General features: G+C 37.6%; 16 protein-coding genes and 1 riboswitch. Of the genes, 12 read left to right on the top strand and 4 right to left on the bottom strand.

The genetic code is table 11. The features are described from left to right. Positions 1 to 164: 164 nt before the first annotated feature. Complete coding sequence (locus ACP3VS_RS16315) at positions 165 to 1,463, bottom strand: hypothetical protein (RefSeq protein ID WP_036166572.1); 1,299 nt, start codon at positions 1,461 to 1,463, stop codon at positions 165 to 167. A 457-nt stretch (positions 1,464 to 1,920) separates the two neighbouring features. Here ACP3VS_RS16315 and ACP3VS_RS16310 point away from each other — a divergent pair, with 457 nt between their 5' ends. After that, on the top strand, positions 1,921 to 3,075 hold the full coding sequence (locus tag ACP3VS_RS16310) for a response regulator (RefSeq protein ID WP_012292481.1): 1,155 nt from the start codon (positions 1,921 to 1,923) through the stop codon (positions 3,073 to 3,075). Between the two features lie 300 nt (positions 3,076 to 3,375). On the opposite strand, the gene ACP3VS_RS16305 is transcribed toward ACP3VS_RS16310, so the two are convergent. Then, the gene (locus tag ACP3VS_RS16305; RefSeq protein WP_426389248.1) at positions 3,376 to 5,025 is read right to left on the bottom strand and encodes an S-layer protein; all 1,650 of its coding nucleotides are present in this window, start codon (positions 5,023 to 5,025) and stop codon (positions 3,376 to 3,378) included. A 254-nt stretch (positions 5,026 to 5,279) separates the two neighbouring features. On the opposite strand from ACP3VS_RS16305, the gene ACP3VS_RS16300 reads away from it, so the two are divergent. From ACP3VS_RS16300 to thiC, 3 genes are all read left to right on the top strand, one after another. After that, a complete protein-coding gene (locus ACP3VS_RS16300; protein ID WP_036166578.1) occupies positions 5,280 to 7,379 on the top strand; it encodes a methyl-accepting chemotaxis protein in 2,100 nt (699 codons plus the stop codon). Positions 7,380 to 7,806: 427 nt separating this feature from the next. Continuing rightward, the gene (locus ACP3VS_RS16295; RefSeq protein ID WP_036166581.1) at positions 7,807 to 8,736 is read left to right on the top strand and encodes an AEC family transporter; all 930 of its coding nucleotides are present in this window, start codon (positions 7,807 to 7,809) and stop codon (positions 8,734 to 8,736) included. A gap of 73 nt (positions 8,737 to 8,809) precedes the next feature. Continuing rightward, a riboswitch (TPP riboswitch) is annotated at positions 8,810 to 8,924 on the top strand. A gap of 141 nt (positions 8,925 to 9,065) precedes the next feature. Continuing rightward, positions 9,066 to 10,844, top strand: a complete 1,779-nt coding sequence (gene thiC, locus ACP3VS_RS16290; protein WP_012292485.1) for a phosphomethylpyrimidine synthase ThiC — start codon at positions 9,066 to 9,068, stop codon at positions 10,842 to 10,844. 170 nt (positions 10,845 to 11,014) lie between these two features. Here thiC and ACP3VS_RS16285 read toward each other — a convergent pair whose 3' ends face one another. Together ACP3VS_RS16285 and ACP3VS_RS16280 are read right to left on the bottom strand one after the other, a co-directional pair. After that, positions 11,015 to 12,520: a catalase gene (locus tag ACP3VS_RS16285; protein WP_426389245.1), complete on the bottom strand. Its 1,506-nt coding sequence runs from the start codon at positions 12,518 to 12,520 to the stop codon at positions 11,015 to 11,017. A 298-nt stretch (positions 12,521 to 12,818) separates the two neighbouring features. Further along, a complete protein-coding gene (locus ACP3VS_RS16280) occupies positions 12,819 to 14,273 on the bottom strand; it encodes a response regulator transcription factor (protein WP_012292487.1) in 1,455 nt (484 codons plus the stop codon). 277 nt (positions 14,274 to 14,550) lie between these two features. On the opposite strand from ACP3VS_RS16280, the gene hutH reads away from it, so the two are divergent. The 8 genes from hutH (at position 14,551) to ACP3VS_RS16240 (ending at position 24,923) form a co-directional block, all read left to right on the top strand. Further along, on the top strand, positions 14,551 to 16,065 hold the full coding sequence (hutH, locus tag ACP3VS_RS16275) for a histidine ammonia-lyase (protein WP_031418128.1): 1,515 nt from the start codon (positions 14,551 to 14,553) through the stop codon (positions 16,063 to 16,065). A gap of 154 nt (positions 16,066 to 16,219) precedes the next feature. Further along, entirely contained in the window at positions 16,220 to 17,890 is a 1,671-nt protein-coding gene (gene hutU / locus ACP3VS_RS16270) for a urocanate hydratase (protein ID WP_012292489.1), read from the top strand. A 38-nt stretch (positions 17,891 to 17,928) separates the two neighbouring features. Continuing rightward, the gene (hutI, locus tag ACP3VS_RS16265) at positions 17,929 to 19,164 is read left to right on the top strand and encodes an imidazolonepropionase (RefSeq protein WP_206700862.1); all 1,236 of its coding nucleotides are present in this window, start codon (positions 17,929 to 17,931) and stop codon (positions 19,162 to 19,164) included. Positions 19,165 to 19,360: 196 nt separating this feature from the next. Next, entirely contained in the window at positions 19,361 to 20,161 is an 801-nt protein-coding gene (locus ACP3VS_RS16260) for an NUDIX domain-containing protein (RefSeq protein ID WP_031418130.1), read from the top strand. 83 nt (positions 20,162 to 20,244) lie between these two features. After that, positions 20,245 to 20,796, top strand: coding sequence for a cysteine hydrolase family protein (locus ACP3VS_RS16255; protein ID WP_031418131.1), 552 nt, complete (start codon positions 20,245 to 20,247; stop codon positions 20,794 to 20,796). A gap of 9 nt (positions 20,797 to 20,805) precedes the next feature. Further along, positions 20,806 to 22,284: a nicotinate phosphoribosyltransferase gene (locus tag ACP3VS_RS16250; protein ID WP_036218016.1), complete on the top strand. Its 1,479-nt coding sequence runs from the start codon at positions 20,806 to 20,808 to the stop codon at positions 22,282 to 22,284. 26 nt (positions 22,285 to 22,310) lie between these two features. Beyond that, the gene (nadD, locus tag ACP3VS_RS16245; RefSeq protein WP_031418133.1) at positions 22,311 to 22,925 is read left to right on the top strand and encodes a nicotinate-nucleotide adenylyltransferase; all 615 of its coding nucleotides are present in this window, start codon (positions 22,311 to 22,313) and stop codon (positions 22,923 to 22,925) included. Between the two features lie 144 nt (positions 22,926 to 23,069). After that, complete coding sequence (locus ACP3VS_RS16240; protein WP_426389297.1) at positions 23,070 to 24,923, top strand: SLC13 family permease; 1,854 nt, start codon at positions 23,070 to 23,072, stop codon at positions 24,921 to 24,923. The last annotated feature ends 537 nt before the right edge of the window (positions 24,924 to 25,460 follow it).

Here is a 25,460-nt window from a genome sequence, read left to right as displayed (position 1 = left end):
AAGAATAATACTTAGGAGGCGATAGATGTATCCTTAGAAGTATTAACGGAGTATACAGCAAATTAAATAAATGGTGCCTCGTAAATGGACAACAGGTTAATGGGGTGCTTTAAGAAAGCACTAAAGAAACCTTTGGAATGGGTATCTTTAGTGCTTTTAAATGTTTAATTTCTAATAATTTGGAATGTCCCAGGTGTCATTGTTTGGATAATATGACGGTTTCCACTAACGATATAGTTAGCTGGTACTTGCTTGCCAAAGTCATTTAAGTGGTTGATTGACGAGTTTGCTGATAAACCTTCAATAATAATCTCCATGTTCGCATCGAATGTAACTTGCTTTTTATTTAGTGTAGCCTGAAGCGTAATGCGATCTCCCCTTTTTGTTACTTGAATGTCGATGACACCTTCATCTTCATTAACTAATGTATAAAGTGGAGGAATGATAATTGTTATTTTATCCTTTGTTGTTAAAATAAAGCGCTCCGTATCAATCTCTGAGTCAGAAACATTTATTTTGGTTTTATAAATATTCTTGCTTTTCGTCATAGCTGTTGTCTTACCTGGTATAGCTACCGTATCGGATAGTACAGGTATTTTAGGGACGTTACCTTTTGAAGGGAGTGTATATTTCCCTTGGACAAAATCAACCAAGGTCCAAACATTTGGCACGAGTTGCTGCTGTACAGGTGTTAGAGCTTCAAAAGCTGTTTTTACTTCTTGTACATCTTGAGGAGTAGATGTTTTTGGTGATAGAGCTGTAATTGCACTTTCTACAGCCTTAGCAGCAGCCTTATCCTTCAATACAAGCTGTTCAGCGTCAAGCAGAAGCTGCTCAACGCCAGTAGGTAAAGAAACATATGAAAACCTACGTAAGGCATATAGCTCTGCTCGAGCATCGGCTACATCTTTATGGAAAGTTGGACGAGATGAATTAATTAGTTGAATTTTATTTACTACTTTATCAACGGATGTATTAGGCGCAATATACGATGTTAATATCTTTTGCGCGGCTGCACTTACAAAAGTTTTTTGGGCTGCATTTAAGGTATTATACCAATCTCTTGTTTCCATGACATTTTGATAGTAATTAACAGCTGTAGATTCTACTGAATATAACTTTTCCTCAATTTGTGCCGCCAGCTTACGGTAAGAAATTCTTGTCTGTTGATGTGCTGATAATGTTGAGTAGTTTGTTACATACTGTTTTTCCAGTTCTGTTAGAGCATTGTAGGCTTTAAGTGCTGCCTCCAAATTTGCTTGGAAGGTAGAGGTTGTGTAGTTAATATTGTTAATCAATTGCACAACATTTGACACGTTAGAATTATAGTAAGAAGTACTGTATATGTATGCCATGCTCGGTTGTCCGCTCACATTAGCAGCAGATGCTGGTGCTGGTGAACTATAAAGGAGCGAAGGGACCGCCACTAACGATAGCAGGGCTAACTTTTTTTTATTTTTCATACATGAGATGCCTCCTAATTATATTTTTGTAAACGGAAATCTATCCAATAAATGGTGTTATATCAATTTTATCATAGCCTAGGATCTTTTTATGCATTTTTTGGTCGAATAGGTAGATTGGTTATGTTTTTTTAGTGAGGGTTTAGAACTTCAGTACCTATTTAAAGCGGTATTAACAAAGAATTGACTTTTTGGTGAGCAAATTCCTGCTGGATAATCTGATGGAGATAGTTCCAAAATGAACGATTAGAGCAGTCTGTTTCAATTTTTTGGAACAAAAAATAGAAGCACTATAGTTAAAGTACAGTAATTTTTTAGGAGATACGTTCTTTTTCATTCTATAACAGTAGATGTCTATAAATTGGTTTATTTATCCTTCAAAAGTAATGCAATCTCTCAATTTTTAAAAAAAATAAACGATAATAAGTAAAGGGGTAGTTTTTAAGGAGGAGTAATAATGAGAATTGTGCTAGTAGATGATGAATATTTATCATTAAAAAGATTGAAAACCTTGCTTGAAGAAAGTCATGTTCCTGGAATAGAGATAGTTGGAGAATACACCGATTCTCTAAAAGTGATTGAAGAGATACAGAACCTACAACCAAGTGTTGTATTTTTAGATATAGTCATGCCGGATATGGACGGCTTAGCATTGGGAGAAAAAATTCAGGAATTATTGCCAGATGTAGAAATTGTTTTTACAACTGGGTTCGATCAATATGCGCTAGATGCCTTTAATTTACATGCTGTCGATTATTTATTAAAGCCCATACAAATTACACGTCTAGAAAAGACATTAGACCGTCTTGAACAGATCAATAATAAACATAAAAAAAGGGTGGTGAACTCTACAATTATTAGTCTATTTGGTGGTCTCCAGGTTATTTCACCAGACGGCCATACACAAATTCTAAAATGGCGAACATCTAAAGCGAAAGAGTTATTTGCCTACTTACTCAATCACCGTGATGAAATCATTTATCGTGATACTATTTTAGAATTATTTTGGCCAGAGTCTGATAGAGATAAAGCATCGAAACAACTTTATACTGCCGTTTATACAATACGCCAAACATTAAAAAACTACGGGCTGGATGGGGTGCAGATTTCAAGTCCATTGCTCAATTCAGGTTATAAACTCCTGTTGGAGCAAACCATTGTTGATGTAGAACAATGGTTGTCTAGCTTGAAGTCTTTACCTACACTAGAACAGGAAAACGTAGAAGAGCATGAACAAGTATTCCAAATGTATACAGGCGACTACTTAGAAGATTGTGATTATCTATGGGCAGAAAGTGAAAGAGAGCGTTTAAGGCGACTATGGTTACACCATGCCCATCAGCTAAGTGAATTTTATATAAAAATTGAAAACTACTCGGCTGCTATTAAGGTACAGGAAACAGTTCAAGCTCTGTTTGCGGGTGAAGAGGAAAACTATTTCACCTTGATGAAGCTTTACGATTTACTGAATAACGTAGCGGCTGTCGAGGAACAATACTTGCTGTTAAAAAAAGCACTTCAGGAGCATTTTGCTGTGGAACCAAGTGAGGAAATTGAGAATTGGTATAAAAGATGGAAGAAGACCAAAACACTAACGCACATGAATGTTTAAAGATATAGCATTAGCATTATGAAAAAGGACTCTTGCAGTTTGCGGAGTAGATAGAAGACCAAAGCCATTGAAGTCAACACTCAATGGCTTTTATCATTCTGGAACATTTCCTGTTTAGATGGGCTTTACTTGAATAGGGATTTTCAACTAATAGATAATAAACGATAAAATTTATAGCTATTAGTCAAATGTTATGCATTGATTTAATGCATCGCCATCAACGTTTATCCCTCTATGTAGAAATTGATTAGAACGGAGGACAAGCCCCCGCCTATAGTGAAAATCCCCGTTCATGATGAATTAATCTTTCCCTTTTTTATACTGGCCTTTATAGGTTGAAATAGCATTGTTTAAATAATTAATGACATATGTGACTTCGTAGTCAGAGAAATAATTATTAGATAAAAACGTTTCAGCGTATGATACTGCCGAATCGAAAATGTACCATTCCATATATGTTGTCCAATTGGTATTTGAAGATAAATCAGCCCCATCCTCTGAAACAGTCACATATATACTTTTTGCTTGATTAACGAGCGTTTGTAAGTTGTATTTATTACCATAATAATAATAATAATTATTATACTTATAAGCATTCTTATAGGTCCAAATGGCATTGTTTAAGTTATTGATAGCACTGGCAATATCTGTTTGAGTGGCGTAATAATTATTAACAACTGCTTGAGCAGCTGAAACAGCGGAATCTATAGCGTTCCTCTCAGCTTGCGTTGTCCAGGGATTATTATGGTAAACATCAGAGCCCCAAGAAACCGTTACATATTGAATTGAATTAATTAAAGATTGAAGAGTAGCTTTATCGCCATAGTTGTACCCATAGCCATATTTTGTGCCACTCTTTTGGGCATTTTGGTAGACTGCTAACGCATTTCTGTATTGTGAAATAGCATTCTTTACTTGTTCTTGTGAGGCGCTATTATTGTTTGCTATCGCTCTGGCACTTGTCACGGCAGAGTCAAAAATATTCCGATCAACCTGTGTTGTCCATTTGTCAGTTGTTAAAATATCGTATCCATTTATAGAAACCTGCACGTAAGGGGGGGATGCTAGTAGCGTAGTTAGTTCTTTTTTATCAATAGCTGGTAGGGTAACAGAGACCTTTTTATTGTCTACTTGTACTTTACCCACCTGATGTCCTGAATTTAATGCTACTTTTGTGCCGTCTTTAACAATGATTTGTTCAATTTTCCCTTCGCCGAAAAGGTTGAAATTTTCCTCCACATTGATCGTCAGTTTTTCCACATTTGCCTTCAACTCAAAAGTGGGAACTTTACCAATTATATCGATTTTAGAAAGTGCTTGGTCAGAAGATATATTTACCTTCGTGCGTGCCAAATTGATAGTAGATGATTTCATATCCCTTAGCGTAACATACAGCCAGTCATTCTTCTTTATGATAAGTGGTTTTAATGTAATCGTATCGCTAACGGAAAGGTCATCAAGTGTTATAGCTTTTTTTACTCTGTTTGTAATAATTAACTGACCATCAACCGTAACGTCTTGTATATTTACATAATCTGCGTTCACAGTGAAGTCACCAGAAATATGACTGTGACCACCATCAAAGTATACTGATTTTTTGCTCGTACCAGCTTTGTTTAATGTTAAGGATGTCACGTCTATAATTTGCTTGTTTTTTACGACAATGGTGGCTAATGCATTCGTTAATGCTGTTTTATTTGAATGATCAAAAAGGGGCTTTAAATCTTTGTGGATTCTAAATGTACCATTTGATGTAATAACCGTATCGTTTGTGATGTTTTTAATCGTTACGGCATTGCCTACCATTTTTTTTGTTGCTGCAACCTGAACCTGTGTTTCATATAAATTCGATTGATTTAGGGAAAAAGAGGCTTGTGCAGTTGACACAGGTAATACTAGTGTCGCTGTAATCGCCGTGGCTATTAATGTTGATAGCGCTTTATTTGTCATGCAAGTCACTCCAATCATTTTATCTACTAGATAATATACCATAATTTACTATAATTTAATATTTTAAGTGTATGTTTTACTAATCAATTCAACTCAAATGAGCCATAAGTACTTTTAATTATAATAAACAAATCTCTTAATATGCCTGTATTTTTATCTATAATTATGTAAATTTCTACTTTATTCGCTAAATATTTTATTGAGATACGACCTTTCATCTATTATGATTATTTATAAAAGTGGGGGTGTTTGTGATGAAGAAATCAAGAGGAATTGCATTGAAACTATCTTCCCTAATCATAGGATTGTTTCTAGTTTTATTTTTATCCTATACAGTGACAACAGGGATTATTATAAAAAAGCAAAGTGTCGAAGATGCAGAGTATGGAACATTGCAAACGGCTGAATCATCAGCGGCTATTATGAGCGAGCGCTTTAAAAAAGCCAATACAACTTTACAAACAACGAAACGAATCGTTGAAAGTATGGAGAAAAATAAGACGCTATCTACCAAAGGCATTTTAGACATAATGGAAAATAATTTAGCTAGTAATGATGATTTATTAGGGGTAGGGGCTATCTTTGAGGAGAATTCCCTTATTGTAAACCCAAATGAGGCTACATTGGTAGATTCCCAAAAACGTTTTGGACCATACTTGAGCAAAAATGATAATGAAATAACGACCACTCTTATTGAGGGTTTAGATGATAAAAATGTTTCTCAATGGTACTGGGTGCCAAAAGAAGAGGGACGGACAGTTTTAACGGAGCCCTATGATTATAGTGTAAACGGACAAACGGTACTAATGACAACAATTTCTGTACCATTAGTTAATGCTTCCGGGAAGTTTTTCGGTGTATTAACAGCAGATGTGTCCATAGATTATTTAAATGAGTTGACAAAGTCAGTTGCACCAGAAGGCGGCTATGCAGCCATTATTACAAATAACGGTGTATTGACAGCTAACAGTTTTGGTAAAGAGCTAGATGGGCAAAATATGCAGGACGACCCCGCTTGGACAAGCATACGTAAGACAATGGAAAACGGTGAACTAACAAGTATGTACATAGATTCTAATGAACTGAAGGATAAAGCCTATAATGTATTTGCTCCCATGATTTTAGAGGACATTGACGAAACTTGGACCGTTCAAATTGTATTAGCTGAAGCAAAAATTTTAGAGACGTATAACCATGTATTCGTCTATACAATTATTGCTTCCATTATAATGGTAGCTTTGATGACTGCTGCAAGTGTACTATTCATTTACAAACAACTAAAGCCGCTCAAGTTTTTACGCTCATCCATTGAAACAGCAGCGGGAGGCGATTTAACACAAAAAGTAGAGGAGAAATATATTAAACAGGATGAAATTGGTGCGGTTGCATTGGCCTATAATAATATGTTGGATAAAACCAATAGTGCTATTAAAGCCGTGTTAAACTCTACAACTCTATTGAATCAGTCTTCTAACCAGGTACATGAGGCATTTAATGAAATCGTGTCTTCAAGTCAAGAGGTATCAGTAGCCATAAATGAAATTGCACAGGGAGCATCGAAGCAATCAGAGGATACTGAAGAAACGAATTACCGCATGATGGATTTATCGGATCAAATAGATGCCATTACTGCGCTTTCGAATGAAATGGACGAGTTATCGCTCAAAACAAATGTAACAACAGAAAAAGGCATGCAAGAGGTTCAAAGTTTACATGAACATAATATAGGGACAAATGAGATGAATGGCCGTATTCAACAGCAAATGGAATTACTAGCTTCTAATATTGCTAATATTAATCAAATTATTGCCTCTATTCAAAGCATTACGGAGCAAACTAATCTATTGGCTTTAAATGCAAGTATTGAGGCTGCGCGTGCTGGTGAGCATGGAAAAGGTTTTGCGATCGTGGCGGAAGAAGTAAGAAAGTTGGCGGAGCAATCAAAAAATGAAACAGAAGTTATTAAAAGCACGGTAGAAAGCATTTTAGAAAATTCACAGCAAACAGTTGCTGTCATTGCCTCGAATGCAGAATTAATGCAATCGCAAAATGAGTCCGTACAAAGCACGCAATTGGCTTTTAAAGATAATAGTGATTTGTCACGTGCAATTGCAACTTCTATTAGTGAGCTAATGACTCAGTTATCTACTATGTTAGAGCATAAAAATCAAGCAATTATGTCTATCCAAAGTATTTCGGCTATATCAGAGGAAACAGCTGCCTCTGCTGAGCAAGTAAGTGCCTCTGCAATGGATCAACAAGCAGAATTGCAAAAAGTGGCAGAGTCTATGCAAAACATGAATGATATCTCTAATGAACTGCAAGAGGTTGTTAATCGATTTAAGCTTGCGTAAAGAAAAAACTGCTTAGAACCTTTAAGTAGTCTCAGACTGTTGATAAAAGGAATCGAGAAGTTGATGCTCGATTCCCTTTTCATTTTTTACTTATTTCAAATGGACCTTTGTTGCTCGATCATGTACAGCTCAAGCATAAAAAGCTTACCACGTCCAAGCTGACAGTATCTTCAAGTCTCCTTTAAGACAAGTTCAATTGTTCTGCATTTTGGCATACCAATCCTAAATGACGTTAAATAAGTTTTGATGATTCTTATATTCTGGACATTGCTCGAGTTCATTGATTTGAGCTTTTGAATTTTTGCAACCATTAGAACGAAGCGCGACCCCGCCCATAGTGTAAATCAACGGTTTTAATTATGAAAGTAAGTGGCATTGACCTAGTGCAATATCGACACTACTATTAAAAGGGAGGGGGGACATCAATATGGTGTATCTAGGAATGATTTTTTTTCAAATTGTTGCACCTATTTTAGTATTACTTGTACTAGGGGCCATTCTACAAAAGAAATTTCGCTTTAACTTAAAAGCATTATCACAGCTAATTACATATTGCTTTATGCCAGCGGCTGTGTTTATAAATTTATATGAAACGAGTATAAAGCTGTCTGTGCTAGGGGAAGTCGGGTTGTTTATTGTACTTTTTATTGGTAGTCAAATGCTACTCAGTCACTTTTTAGCGAAAGGGCTTGGACTAGCTAAAACGGAGGCGGCTGTTTTTAAAAATAGTGTAGTACTCATTAACTCTGGAAACTATGGTATTCCGGTAGCTCAAATGATTTTTGCCTCTCAACCTATTGGTGTAGCCATCCAGGTTATACTCGTTATCTTTCAAAACATGACTACGTATACGTATGGTTTATATAATTTAATTTCGTCTACTAAATCAGGCATGACGATTCTAAAGGATTTTATAAAAATGCCTATTATTCACGCTTTAATAATTGGTGTGGCAATGAATTATTTTGATATTGGTATTCCTCCGTTTATTAAAATACCAATAGACCATGTAGCGGATGGTTTTATTGCCGTTGCATTAATCACGCTGGGCGCGCAATTGTCTCAGATGGAAATTAAAACTATGTTTAATAAAACAGTCTTCATCAGCTGCTTGACTCGATTAATTATCGGACCAGCTATTGCTTTAGTCATTATCTTTGCACTGGGATTAAATGGGGTCGTAGCACAATCATTATTTATAGCGAGTGCTTTTCCCACATCCCGCAACAGTTCAAGTCTAGCATTAGAATATGATATAGAATCGGCAACAGCTGCACAAACCGTTTTATTTTCTACCATTGTGAGTTGTATAACGGTCACGATTGTGATTTATATCGCTGATGTATTGTTTACTTAATAGAATGGCAAAAATATTTAAATGATAACTTCCATCTCTTAGCAATATCTGCTACACTAGCATCAAACTGAATAGTATTAACTAGGGGAGTCTGATGAGTCAGGCTGAGAGGGAAACGCATAGAGGTTTCTTGACCCTTTGGACCTGATCTGGCTCATACCAGCGTGGGAAAGTTAAGAAGCTATTGCCTATTACGTGCAATCAATAGACCCTTTACATTCATGGCCGGATCCAATCATTATGTTGGATTCGGCCTTTATTTATTTTCCTTTTGGGGTGAGCTAGATTCGGTCCTTACTTAAAATACATTTAAGGGAGAGAAGTAGCTCATGTCAGCGATTAGTGAAAAGAACATTATGATTATGTCTAACTTTGAAGGAAGTAAAAAGGTTTATGTGGAAGGATCACGTCCAGATATTTTAGTACCAATGCGTGAAATTACATTAAGTCCGACGACGGGTAGCTTTGGAGATGAAGAAAATGCCCCTATTCGGGTGTATGATACGAGTGGCCCGTATACTGATCCTGCATTTCATGTGGATATTACAAAGGGCTTACCGGCTTTACGAAGTACTTGGATACAAGAGCGAGGAGATGTAGAGGAATATGAAGGGCGTACCATTAAACCTGAGGATAATGGCTTCCGTCGCGCAGATGATCCACGTATCCAAGAAAATGTCTTTCCTGAATTGATGAGAATGCCTTTACGTGCAAAAAGGGGGAAAAATGTAACACAGTTGCATTATGCTAGAAAGGGAATTATTACACCTGAGATGGAGTTTGTAGCGATACGAGAAAATATGGACCCTGATTTCGTGCGTTCAGAGATTGCAGCAGGTCGAGCTATTATGCCCTCCAATATTAATCATCCGGAGGCAGAGCCGATGATTATCGGTCGTAACTTCCATGTGAAAATTAATGCGAACATTGGAAATTCAGCCGTATCATCTTCGATTGCAGAGGAAGTCGAAAAGATGACATGGGCTACACGCTGGGGTGCAGATAATATTATGGATCTATCAACTGGCAAGCATATTCATACAACGAGAGAATGGATTATTCGAAATGCCGCAGTACCTGTTGGAACAGTACCAATCTATCAGGCATTAGAAAAGGTAAATGGTGTAGCTGAAGATTTAACGTGGGAGGTATACCGTGATACGCTTATTGAACAAGCAGAGCAAGGGGTAGATTATTTCACTATTCATGCGGGTGTTCTTTTACGTTATGTTCCTCTTACAGCAAACCGGGTAACGGGCATTGTGTCTCGGGGAGGCTCCATTATGGCGCAATGGTGTTTATACCATCATCAAGAAAACTTCCTCTATACTCATTTTGAGGAAATATGTGAAATTATGAAAACTTATGATGTAGCCTTCTCATTAGGAGATGGCTTACGTCCAGGGTCAATCGCGGATGCAAACGATGAAGCGCAATTTGCGGAGCTTGAAACATTAGGTGAGTTAACCCAAATAGCATGGAAGCATGATGTTCAAGTAATGGTGGAGGGGCCAGGTCACGTTCCAATGCATTTGATTAAAGAAAATATGGACAAGCAATTAGAGGTTTGTAAGGAAGCTCCCTTCTACACATTAGGCCCATTGACAACAGATATTGCTCCAGGTTATGACCATATTACATCTGCTATTGGAGCGGCAATGATTGGTTGGTTTGGTACAGCTATGCTCTGTTATGTGACACCGAAGGAACATCTAGGATTACCTAATCGGGAGGATGTTCGAGTAGGGGTTATTACTTATAAGATTGCTGCACATGCTGCAGATTTGGCAAAAGGGCACCCAGGTGCACAACAACGCGATGATGCACTGTCAAAAGCGCGCTTTGAGTTCCGCTGGCGCGACCAATTTAACCTTTCTCTTGATCCAGAACGTGCAGTAGAATATCACGATGAAACATTGCCAGCAGAGGGGGCCAAAACTGCACATTTTTGCTCAATGTGCGGTCCTAAATTTTGTAGCATGAGAATTTCACAGGATATTCGTAATTATGCTAAAGAAAAGGATTTAAATACAACTGAGGCCATCCATGAAGGTATGAGGGAGAAGTCAGTGGAGTTTAAAAAGGCAGGTAGTCAAATCTATCTATAATAATAAAAGGCTTGTGTTAATTTACTAGACACAAGCCTTTTTTATGTTGCTTCCATGTTGCAAATTGAGGTAAGCAGTTGGAGGCTAGACGAAGACAAAAAAGCTCCATGTGATGATTAAATTCACATGGAGTAAAAATTGGATTTGGATATCAATAATTAAATGGAATATTAAACGTTTGTTGGTTGTTTTACGTATGGGTTTGTAAGATCCATACCTTCTAATGAAAGACCCATTGCTTTTGCAACACCGTCACCATATGCTGGATCAGCTAAATAGCAGTGTAGGATGTGACGTCGTTTGATGAACTCCTCGACAGAAGCCATATCATTAGCCGTATTTTCAAATAGACGTTGTTGTTCTTCCGCAGTCATTAGGCGGAAAAGTTTACCTGGCTGCTCGAAGTAATTATTATCGTCTTCACGGAAATCATGAATTCCTGCATGACCATCAATGCGTAACTCTGGCTCTTTATGGTCTAAATTATGCTCCCATTCACCATAGCTATTTGGTTCATAGCCTAGTGTTGAACCAAGGTTGCCATCAAAACGCATAGCACCATCACGGTGGAAAGTGCGGAATGGACATTTTGGTGCGTTAACAGGAAGCATATAGTGGTTTACTCCTAAACGGTAGCGTGCTGCATCCGCATAGGCAAAGATACGACCTTGTAACATTTTATCTGGTGAGAAGCTAATACCAGGAACGATGTTAGATGGTGCAAATGCAGCTTGTTCCACTTCTGCAAAGTAGTTGTCCGGGTTTTTATTTAACTCAAACTCACCTACAGGAATTAATGGGAAGTCTTTTTTATACCATACTTTTGTTAAGTCGAATGGGTTGTATGGTAGCTCACGTGCTTGCTCCTCTGTCATAACCTGAATATACATTTTCCATTTAGGGAAATCGCCTTTTTCAATGGCTTCATATAAATCACGTTGTGAAGATTCACGATCTTGACCGATTACCTCAGTTGCTTCAGCACCTGTTAAATTTTTAATGCCTTGTTCTGTACGGAAGTGGAATTTAACCCAAACTCGCTCATTATCAGCATTGACAAAGCTATAAGTGTGGGAACCAAATCCGTGCATATTACGGTAACCAGTTGGAATACCACGGTCAGACATTACAATCGTTACTTGGTGAAGTGCCTCTGGTAATAGAGTCCAGAAATCCCAGTTAGAATTAGCGTTTTTCATATTTGTACGTGGATCACGTTTTACCACGTGGTTTAAATCTGTAAAGTGTAGTGGATCACGGAAGAAAAATACTGGTGTATTGTTTCCTACTAGATCCCAGTTGCCTTCTTCTGTATAGAACTTAAGGGCAAAGCCACGGATATCGCGCTCAGCATCTGCTGCACCACGCTCACCAGCAACTGTGGAGAATCGTGCGAACATTTCAGTCTTTTTGCCCACCTCTGAGAAGATTTTAGCTTTTGTATATTGAGTTATATCGTGCGTTACAGTAAAAGTACCAAATGCACCTGAACCTTTGGCGTGCATACGACGTTCAGGGATTACTTCACGATTGAAGTTTGCTAATTTTTCAACTAGCCATACATCTTGAAGTAAAAGAGGGCCACGTGGACCTGCTGACATAGAGTCATGGTTACTTACTACTGGAGCACCACCTGCTGTTGTAAAACGACGGCTACGATCATTTGCGTTTGTCATATTAGTTACCTCCTGAAAATAATGTAAGTCGAACTCTTCGTCTATAACTATAACAAATATAAAATAGAATTGCTAGTACATTATAATAATTATTGTTAAAGAATTTTTATAGTGAGATACAAAGTATAAATATATGCATCGGAGAGGCTGTATATGCTTAATTTTTGTGTAAAATTTGTTGTTTAATAAACTAGATTTAAACAGTATTTGTACGGTAAATGAAAAGAAGTATAAAGTTAAACACCCATAATAAAATCCTTGATTGAAAATGAAAACAACTAATTGAAAATATTCTTGATTAGTTTTTTCGATATCGATGAGGGGTCATACCGATTTGTTGTTTAAATATTTTAATGAAATAATTCGGGTCATCAAAACCGTTTAAATGAGCAATCTCACTAATTGCAAAATCAGTTTCTAGTAGCATCTTAAGGGCGTTTTGAATTCTAACTTGCTGTATATAGCGCTTAAATGGCAAGCCTTGTTTTTTTGAAAAAATCGTACTTAAATAATTGGGGCTGATGCCAAGCTTACGCGCGACAAAGGGGAGAGACAAGGAACTCTCTTTAAATTGCTGATCAATAATTTCTAAAGCTAACTCAACATAATCGGCTCTTTTCTCCATGCGAGCTTCACGTGCAAGTTCAATTAATCTCTGAGTGAATGAAATAATGCCATTGAGAATCGTATAAAAAATAGGATGCTCAATAATTAAATGAAATAGCTGACGGTAGTTTTGTTCAATGACTGCTTTTTCGTGTAGTTTATATTTCAACATAAAGCGCCGAATTTGTGCTAAGACACTTGTTAGATGGATACGTAAATCATCCTGCTCATAATAGATGCCTTCATTAGAAAGTCGATATAAAAATGTTTTTACGGCTTCGAGATTACCTTCCTCCAGGCTACTTATTAATAATTGCTGTTCCTCTGGTGTTAGTAATGGATCGAAGGGGTGTATTTCAAATTGTTTACTTGCGTAAAAAAGGTGACCGAATCCTTCGTAAAAACTTTGGTGGAGTACACGCTTTGTTAATGTATACATATTTTTAATGCTTGTAGCAGGTCCATCATATATCCCGATATTTAATGAACTATTGCTAAACAAACGCCATTCCTTCATAAGAGTACGTACATCCTTCTCTACCACTTTTATGTCTTGCGTTTGAAAAAGGCAGACAATTCTATTCGATAAAGGATAGGTTTTCATATGAAAGTATATAGGTGTTTGTTGAAGCCAATTGTAAAGCTTGTTATAGGTCTCGGCGTGCTCAGGCTCAATTATTGTAAAATGAATGCCAGTTTCAATAGAGTTTGATTTAGTATCTAAAAATAAATGATTATAAAATGATTCATTTGCTGTCTCCTGCGCATCATCTATGATTTGTGGTGAGCGCACGGAAATAACCGTCAGTTTTTGCTTTAATACTTCTAAATCAATGGGCTTTATGAATAGATGAGCTACCTGTAAATCAATGGCTTTCAATGCGTTTTTAAATAAGGGCTCTGTTGTTACGGCTAAAATAGCACCTGAAAATTTTTGTAGATCTCCATAAAGAGAAGTTAGGCCATTATTAGGGATCAGGTCGATATTTAATAGTATGGCATCCGGTTTAAATTGTCGGATGTATTGAGATGCATCTGAAATAGTAGTGCACATGTCAATAAGAACGTCGCCTGGAAAATAGGTATGTAAAAACCACTTAATGCCTGCTAGTTCAGTGGGGTCTCGGTCGATTAATAACAGCTTCATAACATTTAACCTCGCTTAAAATATTCTAGTTTCATAAAAAAATACGATTATATTATTAAAAATAACATAGGAATCTGAAAAAAATCATGTTTTCTCTTTTAAAATTCTCTATATTCTGAAAAAAGTAGTTAGTACAATGGAAATAGAGTAATTGATCTTCATTCAGCGGAAAATTTATTTACTATGAAAACGCTTAAATGCAGTTGAATGAGGATGCTTTAGTGATTACGTTAAAATGAATTTTACATAAGCCATAAAGGGAATAGGGGGATGTCATGTGAAGTCGATCATCGAGCTTGATGGCAATACATTAACAAGACAACAAATTGAGAAAATCGTTAAAGGGCATGCAACGGTTGAACTTGCTGAAGATAGTATAGAACGTATTCGTTTAAGTAGGGAACGTATTGAAAAGCGTTTAGCGGAGGGGCAAACTATTTATGGTGTGAATACAGGTTTTGGCAAACTAAGTAATATAAAAATTGAGGAAGAAGATATAGAGCTTTTACAACTGAATTTATTACGATCAGATGCAACAGGTGTGGGTCAGCCGTTTCCAACTGATGTTGTACGTGCCATGATGGTTTTACGTGCAAATGCCTTAGCTCGTGGATTTTCAGGTATTCGTGAGGAAACTGTACAGCTATTATTAGATTTTATTAATAAAGGCGTACACCCAATTGTTCCGTCACAGGGTTCAGTTGGAGCAAGCGGAGATTTAGCGCCATTATCACATTTAGCTTTAGTCCTAGTGGGAGAAGGTAAGGCTGAGTTTAATGGAGAAGTGATGAGTGGTAGTGAGGCGTTACAGCAAGCGGGATTATCACCTGTTCGACTCCAAGCTAAAGAGGGGCTGGCACTTGTAAACGGTACACAGGCTATGACAGGTATCGGTGTCTTAACGGTTAATGAGGCTGAACGAATTGGGCTTGCGGCAGATATGGCTGCTAGTTTAACACTAGAAGCATTGAAGGGTATCACATCTGCGTTTGACCCAGCCCTTTTAGCGGTAAGACCACATCCAGAGTTAGAGCTTGTTGGTGGTCGTATTCGTAAGTGGCTTGAGGGAAGTAAGCGAGTGACAAAGCAAGGAGAAATTCGTATGCAGGATGCATATTCATTGCGCTGTATTCCACAAGTGCATGGTGCTTCCTGGCAGTCTTTCTTTTACGCGGAGAACCGAGTACAAACGGAAATGAACGCCACGACCGATAATCCGATTGTTTTAGAAAACGGTGAAGTACTATCAGGTGGCCATTTTCATGGTCAGCCCATTGCTTTAGCAATGGACTTTTTAAAAATTGGGGTAAGTGAATGGGCTAATATTTCAGAGCGCCGTACAGAGCGAATGGTGAATCCACAATTAAATGAAGGCTTACCACCATTTTTAGCGACAAACCCTGGGATTGAGTGCGGTCTGATGATTGCTCAATATACAGCAGCATCTATTGTCTCAGAAAACAAAGTGTTGGCGCATCCTTCCAGTGTAGATTCAATTCCTACATCAGGGAATCAGGAAGACCATGTAAGTATGGGGACAACTTCGGCTCGTCAAGTACGTCAAATGGTCCGAAATGCTGCCCTAGTTATAGCAATAGAAATGATTTGTGCATCACAGGCTATATATTTAGATAAAGCAGAAGAACAATTATCACCAACCACACGAAAGTACTTAGAGAAAGTTCGTGAGTTTTGTCCACCACTATTAGCAGATCAGCCAATTGGTGATGAAATAGAGGCGTTGGCGGAATATTTATTAACGAGTGATGCTCTAGTAAAGGAATATGTGTAAAGTTGATTAAACGATTTTAAGTGGGAAGAGCTGAGGCAAGACTTAGTTTTTTAAGTCGCCTCTGCTTTATAAGTGATTATTCATTTATATATCTGAATATTCAGTTTAATAGAATGCTACTAACGTTTTTATCATTTTAAAGGAGGGTTTTTTTATGGTATTTAAAACAAGTATTCGTGCACCACGTGGAAACCAACTAACTTGTAAAGGGTGGACACAGGAAGCAGCAATGCGTATGCTAATGAACAATCTTGATCCTGAGGTAGCGGAGAATCCAGATGAGCTGATTGTTTACGGAGGTATTGGAAAGGCAGCTCGTAATTGGGAAAGTTATGAGCAAATAATTGCTTCATTAAAGAAATTAGAGAATGATGAGACTTTATTGATCCAATCAGGGAAGCCGGTAGCTGTATTTCGTACACATGAACATTCTCCCCGTGTTTTAATTGCCAATTCCAATCTTGTACCAGCGTGGGCTAATTGGGACCATTTCTATGAATTAGAAGATCGAGATTTAATGATGTATGGTCAAATGACTGCCGGTAGTTGGATTTATATCGGTGCACAAGGTATTTTACAAGGCACTTATTTATCCTTCGTAGAAGCAGGGAAAAAAGTATTTGGCTCTGCAGATTTACGCGGTAAATTTATCCTTACAGGTGGTATGGGGGGAATGAGCGGTGCACAACCTCTAGCGGGGAAAATGGCTGGCGCAGTCATCCTAGTTGTAGAAGTAGAGCGTGCCCGCATTGAACGTAAAATAAAAGAAGGCTATTGTGATTATCTTGTAGAAACTGTGGATGAAGCGGTTGCATTAGTAAACAAATTACGTGACCAAAAAGAGCCAGCATCGATTGGCCTTGTTGGAAATTGTGCAGACGTTAATCGTGAACTGTTGAATAGAGGGATCATTCCAGACTTTGTCACAGACCAAACTTCTGCACATGACCCGATTAATGGCTATATACCAAATAACATGACATTTGAGGAAGCTTTAGCACTTCGTAAATCAGATGTAAAAACATATGAACGAAGAGCTAAGGAAACTATGGCAGAGCATGTTCGTACAATGCTAGAATTCCAAGAGGCGGGTGCAGAAGTATTTGATTATGGCAATAATATTCGCGCCTATGCTAAAGAAATGGGTGTAACCAATGCCTTTGATTTCCCAGGCTTCGTACCAGCCTATATTCGCCCGCTGTTCTGTGAAGGAAAAGGGCCATTCCGCTGGGCTGCGCTTTCGGGGGACCCTGAGGATATTTATAAAACGGATGCACTTGCAAAAGAGATGTTCGCAGAAGATGAAGGTCTTGTTAATTGGATCAATATGGCTCAAAAAATGGTTAAATGGCAAGGTTTACCAGCTCGTATTTGTTGGTTAGGCTATGGTGACCGTCATCGCTTTGCATTAAAAGTAAATGAAATGGTAGCGAATGGTGAGTTATCAGCTCCAATTGTTTTTGGTCGTGATCATCTGGATTCAGGTTCAGTGGCATCCCCAAATCGTGAAACAGAAGGCATGTTGGATGGTTCAGATGCAGTATCGGATTGGCCGATTTTAAATGCGCTAGTTAATACAGCAAGCGGCGCCAGCTGGGTAAGTGTTCACCATGGAGGTGGCGTAGGTATGGGCTATTCACAGCATGCCGGGCAAGTGCTAGTAGCGGACGGATCGGAGCTAGCAGCGGATAAAATTGCTCGCGTGTTAATTTCGGACCCTGGTATGGGTGTAGCTCGTCATGCAGATGCCGGCTATGACATTGCTATTCAGACAGCTAAAAACAAAGGTGTGCATATACCAATGTTAAAGGATGATGTAAAGTGACCATCTTAATCAAAAATGCCAATGAAGTGATTACATTAATGAGTAATGTACGAGGACCTCGCACAAAGGAGAAAATGCGAGAAATAGCTATAGTGGAAAATGGTAGTATTCTTATTGAAGAAGATCGAATTGTTGCTGTAGGTGCTTTTGAGCAGCTAGAGGTAGATTTTCCTGAACTAGTAAAGAAAGCAAAAATAATTGATGCTTCAGGTAAGGTCGTTATGCCAGGATTAGTGGACTGTCATACGCATCTCGTACATGGAGGAACCCGTGAAGAAGAGTTTAATATGCGACTCAATGGTTCTACCTATATGGAAATTATGAATGCGGGTGGCGGCATCCACGCCACAACAAAGCTTACACGAGATACTAGCTTTGATGATCTGTATGAAAAAACAAGGCAGCACTTAGATACATTTTTAAAGCATGGAGTCACAACCGTTGAAGCCAAATCAGGCTATGGATTGGATTGGGAGACTGAGAAGAAGCAACTTGAAGTAGCGAAAAAGTTACAAGCAACGCATGATGTGGATGTTATTAGTACTTTTATGGGTGCACATGCAGTGCCTCGCGACTATAAAGGGCGTGAGGATGAGTTTGTGGAATTGGTTATTCTTGATATGCTACCCAAAGTTGCAGAGCAAGAACTGGCTGAATTTAATGATGTATTTTGTGAAAAAGGTGTCTTTACACCAGATCAATCTAAGCGTATTTTAGAGGCTGGCAAAGCCCTTGGACTAACACCGAAAATACATGCCGATGAAATTGAGCCTTATAAAGGTGCTGAACTTGCTGCGGAAGTCGGAGCCATTTCGGCAGAGCATTTGTTAGTTGCTTCTGATGAAGGTATTCAAAAAATGGCTGAAGCAGGTACAATTGCTGTCTTGCTGCCAGGAACTGCTTTCTTTTTACGTGCACCGTTTGCAAGAGGGCGTCTAATGATTGATGAAGGGGTACCTGTAGCCATTTCAACGGACTTTAACCCAGGATCGTCTCCGACTATGAGTCTACCATTTATTATGAATTTAGCTTGCATGCATATGGGAATGACACTAGAGGAGGTACTAACGGCAACAACAATTAATGCGGCATATGCATTGAATCGAGGCGAACAAATAGGTTCCCTTGAAGTTGATAAAAAAGCTGATGTTATTATTTTAGATGTTGCTAATTATAAGCAGTTACAATACTTCTATGGCATGAACCATACAAATACAGTGATTAAAAATGGGCAAGTTGTTGTACAAAATGGCATTTTGCTGAAAGAACAATAAAGTAAATGGGCATAAATAAGGCATCAAAGCTTTATTTATGCTTTTTTATCTAAATTGATAAAATTTGACCATATAGGCTCTTTGGCGGACTGAATAAAAGCTTGCATTTTTTAAAGTGAAGGAGTATAATTCAGTTAAATAGTAATTCGTTAATTACAAATTACTCGAACCTTGTAGTGAATAAAGGGGTTATCAGATGTCAAAATTTCGTACGGAAGAAGAAATGCTAGCGCATTACGATTCTTCAAAATATAAAACGCCTGATGGATACACAGCAGATATCGCAATTTTTACGATTACTTCGGAGAAAACGGAAGAAAAGGCGCCGCCAAACATGACACTTAAAATTATGCTAATTAAGCGTGCTACTAAAGATGCTGATGGCAATGCCAATATTGAAGGTGGAAAATGGGCGCTTCCAGGTGGGTTTGTTGATGCTCATCAAAAAGAATCAGCGTATATTGCAGCAAAAAGAGAATTAAAAGAAGAGACGAATGTAGAAGGGTTACATGTTCAGCACTTTGGTGTTTACGATGATATTGATCGAGATCCTCGTGGTTGGATGATTTCAAATGCTTTTTATGCGATTGTTCCTGAGGTGTATATGGAGCAGCGACAAGCAAATGATGATGCTGATGATGTAGAGTTATTTGATATTGAAGATGTATTTACACTTCAGCTAGCCTTTGATCATCGTAACATCATTGCAGATGCCCTCGAATTTATTAAAAGAGATATGGTGCAAACAACAGTTGCTAAAAATTTTTTGCCGCAAGAGTTTACCTTATCAGAGTTACAACGGGTACTACTGACAGTTGAAGAAGATCCACGAATCGCTAATGATTCTGTATTTTTTACAAAAGCACCTAAATTACCTTTTATCGAAAAAGTTGTGGATGCGGAAGGAAAGCCGAAGAAAACAAAGCGTAATTCGTTTAGGCCTTCGCAGCTGTATACCTTTAATGATTTTGAAGTGGTAGAATCGATTTACCATTAGGAAAGATACGTCTTTCCTGATTATTTTAAAAATAGTAATTTGTAATTTAGGTATTACTAATTAAAAAACGGAGTGATAAAACGATGAAAAAGAGAGCATTAATTAATATTGATTACACAGTTGATTTTGTTGCGACTGATGGAGCTCTAACCTGTGGAGAGCCAGGACAACTGCTTGAACAAGCGATTGTAAATTTAACAAATGAATTTATATCAAATAAAGAGTTTACGGTTTTCGCTATAGATGTTCATGAAAAAGAAGATCTTTATCATCCTGAAACAAAGTTATTTCCTCCACATAATCTTCGTTATACAAAAGGGCGAGATTTATATGGTGCTTTAAAACCATTGTATGAAGCTAATAAAGAGCTAGAATATGTTTATTTTCTAGATAAAACTCGCTACTCGGCATTCGCAGGGACAGATTTGGAGTTGAAATTACGTGAAAGGGGAATTACAGAGCTTCATTTAATTGGAGTTTGCACAGATATCTGTGTTCTTCATACAGCTATGGATGCTTATAATAAAGGATTTGATCTTGTCATTCATAAAAACGCTGTCGCATCCTTTAATCAAGCAGGACATGAGTGGGCTTTAAGTCATTTCGAGCAGACACTTGGTGCCTCTGTTATTTGATATTAAGAAATGGAGGGAAATGAAGTGAAATACGCAGATGATAGTTTCATGTTACACACCGATTTATATCAAATTAATATGGTTCAGACTTACTGGAAGGACGCTGTTCATCAACGAAAGGCTGTTTTTGAGCTATATTTTAGAAAACTTCCATTTGGTAATGGTTATGCGATATTCGCTGGCTTAAAAAAAGTAATGGAGTTTATTAACAAGTTTGGGTTTTCTCAAAGTGATATAGATTATTTGCGAGAAGAAGGGAAATATCCAGAGGAATTTCTCCACTATCTCCAGAAGCTAAAGTTTACAGGAACTATAAGGGGTATGAGAGAAGGGGAGCTGGTTTTTGCCAATGAACCTATTCTGCGAATCGAGGCACCGTTGGCTGAAGCACAATTAATTGAAACGCCTTTGCTGAATATTATTAATTACCAAACGCTAATCGCGACAAAAGCTTCGCGTATTAAAGAAGTGACGGGTGAAGATGTTGTGATGGAGTTTGGTACCCGTCGTGCTCACGAATTTGATGCGGCTATTTGGGGAACTCGTGCTGCTTATATCGGTGGCTTTTCTGCAACAAGTAATGTACGCGCAGGCAAGTTATTTGGTATTCCAGTTTCGGGAACGCACGCGCATGCAATGATTCAAACCTACAGAGATGAGTATACGGCGTTTAAAAAATATGCAGCTGCACATAAAGACTGTGTATTCTTAGTGGATACTTATGATACGTTACGGTCAGGTGTTCCAAATGCCATTAAAGTAGCGAAGGAATTGGGCGATCAAATTAATTTTATTGGTATCCGTTTAGACAGTGGTGATTTAGCCTATTTATCAAAAGTGGCAAGGAAAATGCTAGATGATGCAGGCTTTAAGAAAACAAAAATTATGGCATCCAATGATTTAGACGAATATACTATTATGCATTTAAAATCTCAAGGGGCGAAAATTGATGCTTGGGGAATCGGCACAAAGCTAATTACGGCCTATGATCAAGCGGCACTAGGTGGGGTTTACAAGTTAGTCTCTATTGAAAATGAAAATGGGGAAATGGTCGATACGATAAAAATCTCTGCGAATCCAGAAAAGGTGACGACTCCAGGGCGTAAACGAGTCTATCGTATTGTTAATAATGAGAATGGTCATGCTGAAGGTGACTATATTGCCCTTGATGAGGAGAATGTCCTGCAAACAGACCGGTTAAAGATGTTCCACCCTGTTCATACGTATATAAGCAAATTTGTGACGAATTTTACAGCGATTGAGTTGCACAAAAGCATTGTAGAAAATGGGAAAGTAGTATATGAGGAACCCACTATTCAAGAGACACAAGCATATGCAAAGGAAAATTTAAAATTGTTATGGTGTGAGTACAAACGAACGATGAACCCAGAAGAGTATCCAGTTGATTTAAGTAAGGCTTGCTGGGATCACAAGAGGGCCATCATTCACGATATAAAAGAAAAAATTTCGAAAAAAGATGGATACTAGATAGAAAATGACGGGAGGAAGATATGATGGCGAGAATAGGTGTTTATGGTTCATCCTTTGATCCTATTACCAATGTTCATCTTTGGACTGCTAGCACGGTTGCACACCGTTGTAAATTAGATAAGGTCATATTTTTACCCTGTTCAAATAAGCGTAAAGATAAAACCATAAAAACAGAAGATATACATCGGTGGAATATGCTACATTTAGCAATTGCTAAGGATGATCGTTTTGTGGCGGATTCCTATGAGATGGATCAAGAGGGCTGGAATATTTACACGTATGACACAATGAAATACTTTAGAGAAAAAAATCCAGAAGATGAAATCCACTTTATTATGGGTGCAGATTTATTAGTAGACATTGGTGCAGGATTATGGAAAAAGGGTGACGCATTAGTTGCTGAAAATAAATTCATTGTTATGGCAAGGCATGGGATTGATATGTTGTCTACCATTAGCCGATCCCCGATTTTAAGAAATAATGATGATGGGAGATTTCATCTTATTGATAAGGGCTTAGCCATGGAAATTAGCTCTACCTATATTCGTGAAGAATTTGCAATGGGTGGAGAGCCGAGATATCTTTTGCCTAATGCTTGTTATGACTATATTAAAGAACATCATTTATATCAAAAATAAAAGTGTGGTTACATGCCACACTTATTTTAATTTTGAAAAGATGGTGACTTTTACTATTTTTAGCCTTCGTAAGCTATAATAGAAATAGCAAAGGTGACGACTTTTTTGTCAATAAATTTAATAATTAATGTTAGAAAGGAATTCATGAATGTGCAGCTTACGTTAACATTTCTTATTTTAGGTGCAACAATTTTTGCATTTGTGACCAATAAAATACGAGCAGATCTTGTAGCCATTGTGTCACTTTTAGCATTTATTATTGCAGATATTCTAACGCCCACAGAGGCATTAGCTGGATTTTCGAACTCTGTAGTTTTAATGATTGCAGGGCTTTTTGTCGTGGGTGCAGGAATTTTACGTACGGGTCTTGCGGGAATGGCGGGGCAGTTATTACTTAAATGGTCGGGCAATAGTGAGTTGAAATTATTTATATTACTGCTCATCATTGTAGGGTCTGTTGGTGCCTTTATGAGTAATACTGGTACAGTAGCATTAATGATGCCAATAGTAGTGAGTATGGCAATTAGTATGAAAATTAGCCCTTCTAAATTTTTATTGCCACTCTCATACGTAGCTAGTCTATCCGGTCTTATGACATTGATTGCCTCCCCAACTAATTTAATTGTCAGTCAGCTATTGGTGGATAGAGGCTATAGCAAGCTTGGATTTTTTGAGATAACACCAATTGGTATAGTGGGTATGATTGCAGGAATTACCTATCTAGTGCTTGTGCGCAATATTTTATTACCAAAAGATCAACATCGTACACAAACAAATGAGGGCTATAAGCTTTCACCGAAGAAAATCATTAAGCAATATGATTTAAATAATCGACTATTTAAAATCTCTGTTCCTGAAGATTCTCCTATTATAGAAACGTCGTTAGCAGAGTTAAAGCTACCAGCTAAGTACACGCTCTGTATGATGAAAATTCACCGAAAGTCACAAGAAGGCATCAACTTACTACCTATGACGTATCAAGAAATGGCTGGTCCAACAAGTGTAATTCACGCAAAGGACGAGCTGTATGTTCAAGGAGAAGAAGAGGATATTCGTCACTTTGTTGAGGATTATCACCTCGAAATGCAAGGATTAGTGGAAGGGGAAGCTGATGAATTGATTTCCAAGCATCTCGGTATTGCAGAGGTACTGCTCACGCCAAATTCCAGCTTTATCAATGAAACGGTTAGCTCGTTAGGGTTTAGAGAAAAATACAACCTAAATATAATTGGTATTAATCGTAAAGGTGGTTATAAACTCCAAGACATGGTTTCGCATAAGTTGAAATTTGGAGATGCTATTTTAGTGCAGGGAGCTTGGGATGAAATTCTTTTATTAGCAAGAGAGACCCAAGATGTTGTGGTTGTCGGTCAGCCAAAAGAACACGCAAGTGTAGCAGCAGCTACAGGAAAAGCTGGTATTGCGGGTATTATTATGCTGTTTATGATTATATTAATGGCATTCGAAATTTTCCCTGCTGTTATTTCTGTTATGATTGGTGCCGTTTTAATGATATTAACGGGTTGCTTACGTAACATGGAAGATGCGTATAGCAATATGAATTTTGAAAGTATAGTGCTAGTGGCAGCCATGCTACCTATGGCGACAGCTTTAGAAAAGACAGGAGGCATGGCTATATTATCGGAAGGGATTATTAAAGTTCTTGGTGACTATGGTCCCTATGGTGTGCTTATAGGTGTTTATATTTTAACAGCTGTATTTGGACAATTTATTAGTAATACGGCGACGGCTGTATTGTTTGCACCGATTGCTATGAGTGCTGCAATAGCAATGGAGGTTAATCCTACAACATTTATGATTGCAGTAGCAGTAGCTGCAAGTATGGCGTTTGCAACACCAATTGCATCCCCAACTAATGCCCTAGTAATGACTGCCGGTGGCTATAAATTTATGGACTTTGTAAGAATAGGGATACCATTACAAATTGTTATGTTTATTGTCATGATGATAGCTATTCCATTCTTTTTCCCATTGTAAAACTTATTTTACAACGATGGACCAATTCAAAATTTTGAGTTTGTCCATCGTCATTTTTTACAATGAAATCAAGTACAGCCGTTGTTTCTATTAAGCGTTAAGCTTTGAATGTGGTCGCTGCTTCCTTTGGTTTGTTGCTACTGTCTTGCTTTCGCACTGAAAGCATCCGCTCATTTCAATTATACAATGAAGGATTGGTTATATATTTTTTCCTTCTTACAAAAAATCTATTAAATTTTTCTAGAAAGATATGATAAAATTATATTTTAATTAGTGGTATAACATAGACGTTAAGGGTGAAAATATTATTTGTAGTCAAAGTTTTATTTTGATTATTAATATAGGAAGTAATGCAATGTCGAGAAAAAACTTAAAGTTTTTTTTGAAAAAGTGTTGACCTTTTAAAAATATGGGTGTAGTATTATACAAGTCGCCACGGTGACACGCTAAAACAAAGCAAAACATGAACCTTGAAAACTGAACAAGCAAAACGTAATCAATAAAGTTTTAAGTAGCTAGATTTACTAGTGAACGAAA

Source organism: Lysinibacillus sp. VIII_CA (assembly GCF_049943995.1).
Classification (GTDB): Bacteria; Bacillota; Bacilli; order Bacillales_A; family Planococcaceae; genus Lysinibacillus; species Lysinibacillus pinottii.
This window is presented reverse-complemented; position numbering and strand designations above follow the sequence as displayed.

Excerpts from the sequence above, each read along its gene's own strand:
- ACP3VS_RS16315 (WP_036166572.1), bottom strand. The coding sequence starts at position 1,463 with ATGAAAAATAAAAAAAAGTTAGCCCTGCTATCGTTAGTGGCGGTCCCT.
- ACP3VS_RS16310 (WP_012292481.1), top strand. The coding sequence starts at position 1,921 with ATGAGAATTGTGCTAGTAGATGATGAATATTTATCATTAAAAAGATTG.
- ACP3VS_RS16305 (WP_426389248.1), bottom strand. The coding sequence starts at position 5,025 with ATGACAAATAAAGCGCTATCAACATTAATAGCCACGGCGATTACAGCG.
- ACP3VS_RS16300 (WP_036166578.1), top strand. The coding sequence starts at position 5,280 with ATGAAGAAATCAAGAGGAATTGCATTGAAACTATCTTCCCTAATCATA.
- ACP3VS_RS16295 (WP_036166581.1), top strand. The coding sequence starts at position 7,807 with ATGGTGTATCTAGGAATGATTTTTTTTCAAATTGTTGCACCTATTTTA.
- thiC (WP_012292485.1), top strand. The coding sequence starts at position 9,066 with ATGTCAGCGATTAGTGAAAAGAACATTATGATTATGTCTAACTTTGAA.
- ACP3VS_RS16285 (WP_426389245.1), bottom strand. The coding sequence starts at position 12,520 with ATGACAAACGCAAATGATCGTAGCCGTCGTTTTACAACAGCAGGTGGT.
- ACP3VS_RS16280 (WP_012292487.1), bottom strand. The coding sequence starts at position 14,273 with ATGAAGCTGTTATTAATCGACCGAGACCCCACTGAACTAGCAGGCATT.
- hutU (WP_012292489.1), top strand. The coding sequence starts at position 16,220 with ATGGTATTTAAAACAAGTATTCGTGCACCACGTGGAAACCAACTAACT.
- hutI (WP_206700862.1), top strand. The coding sequence starts at position 17,929 with ATGAGTAATGTACGAGGACCTCGCACAAAGGAGAAAATGCGAGAAATA.
- ACP3VS_RS16260 (WP_031418130.1), top strand. The coding sequence starts at position 19,361 with ATGTCAAAATTTCGTACGGAAGAAGAAATGCTAGCGCATTACGATTCT.
- ACP3VS_RS16255 (WP_031418131.1), top strand. The coding sequence starts at position 20,245 with ATGAAAAAGAGAGCATTAATTAATATTGATTACACAGTTGATTTTGTT.
- ACP3VS_RS16250 (WP_036218016.1), top strand. The coding sequence starts at position 20,806 with ATGGAGGGAAATGAAGTGAAATACGCAGATGATAGTTTCATGTTACAC.
- nadD (WP_031418133.1), top strand. The coding sequence starts at position 22,311 with ATGGCGAGAATAGGTGTTTATGGTTCATCCTTTGATCCTATTACCAAT.
- ACP3VS_RS16240 (WP_426389297.1), top strand. The coding sequence starts at position 23,070 with ATGAATGTGCAGCTTACGTTAACATTTCTTATTTTAGGTGCAACAATT.